Annotated in this window: 1 protein-coding gene and 1 pseudogene; both read right to left on the bottom strand. The window is 69.1% G+C overall.

Annotated elements, in window-relative coordinates; all coding sequences use genetic code 11:
* Positions 1-16: 16 nt before the first annotated feature.
* Entirely contained in the window at positions 17-982 is a 966-nt protein-coding gene (locus tag ACOADB_RS13620) for a glutathione S-transferase family protein (protein ID WP_378599454.1), read from the bottom strand.
* 56 nt (positions 983-1,038) lie between these two features.
* Positions 1,039-1,380 (bottom strand): annotated as a pseudogene (locus ACOADB_RS13625) (hypothetical protein); the annotation flags it as partial.

Genomic DNA, 1,380 nt, shown 5'->3' on the forward strand with positions numbered 1-1,380 from the left:
ACCGGGCGCGAGCGCGTCAGACGCGCTCCCGCCCGTGCGGCGTCAGCCACCCCGCCAGGTCCGGCCCCTTGGGGACGATCCCCGTCGGATTGATGTCCTCGTGGACGACGTAGTAGTGCCGCTTGATCTGTTCGAAGTCGATCGTCTCGCCGAACCCGGGCGTCTGGAACAGGTCGCGCGCGTAGCCCCACAGCGCCGGCATCTCGATCAGCTTGTTGCGGTTGCACTTGAAGTGGCCGTGGTAGACGGGGTCGAACCGCGCCAGCGTCGTGAACAGTCGTACGTCGGCCTCGGTGATCGTGTCGCCCATGAGGTAACGCCGGTCGGTGAGCCGTTCCTCGAGCCAGTCGAGCGTGTCGAAGAGCCGGTCGTACGCCGCGTCGTACGCCTCCTGTGATCCGGCGAAGCCGCACCGGTAGACGCCGTTGTTGAGCTCGGTGAAGACCCGCTTCATCACGGCCTCCATCTCCTCGCGGACGTCGTCGGGCCACAGGTCCGGCGCGTCGGGTCGGTGCCACTCGCGCCACTCGAAGAAGAAGTCGTGGGTGATCCACGGGAAGTCGTTGGTGACGACGGACTTCGTCGCGATGTCGACCATCGCCGGGACGGTGATGCCGCGGGGGTAGTCGGCGTAGCGCGCGAAGTACGCCTGCTGCAGCCGCTCGTACCCGAGCACCGGGTCGACGCCGCCGGGGTCGAGGTCGAACGTCCAGCTGCGTTCGTCGTGCGTCGGCCCCGTCAGCCCCAGCGAGATGACGTCCTCGAGCCCGAGCAGCTTGCGCACGATGATCGACCGGTTCGCCCACGGGCAGGCCTTCGCCGCGACGAGGCGGTACCGACCTGGCTCGGCAGGCCAGGTCGGTGCCTCGATCGTGGTGCCGTCGTACTTGTCCTGCGACTGCCCGGGCTCGCTGGTGATCCGGTCCGGGATGTAGTTCATGTCCCGGTCGAAGGCCTTGCCCTGTTCGGTGTACGTCGGCATGCGCTCACCCTAGGGACTGGGCCCCGGGGTGAGCGCGGAATCGCCCGGCGTCGGCGCTACGACGACGGGTGGTGTGCGTCCTCGGCGCCTCCGCCGCCACTGCCGACCGTCCCCTCGGGACCGGCGGGCGGCGGGATCACGAGGTCGCCGGGAACCGGCTCGCCGGGGACGCCGTTGACCGATTCGGTGGAGAACGCGTACGTCAGTACGGCGAACGCGACCGCGTCGGCGTTGACCCCGAGGGCGTGGGTGCTGTTGTTGGCGAAGGTGTCGCACGCCTGGTGGTAGCAGGGGTCGTACTGGGCTCCGGCAGTGCCGCCCCAGATCGCTGCCTGCTCGGCGGTCTTCGGTACCTCGGCGCCGGTGAACAGGCCACCCGCCGGGATCCCGTTGTTGAT

The sequence above is a fragment of the Nocardioides sp. CPCC 206348 genome, assembly GCF_048654705.1.
Taxonomy (GTDB): domain Bacteria; phylum Actinomycetota; class Actinomycetes; order Propionibacteriales; family Nocardioidaceae; genus Nocardioides.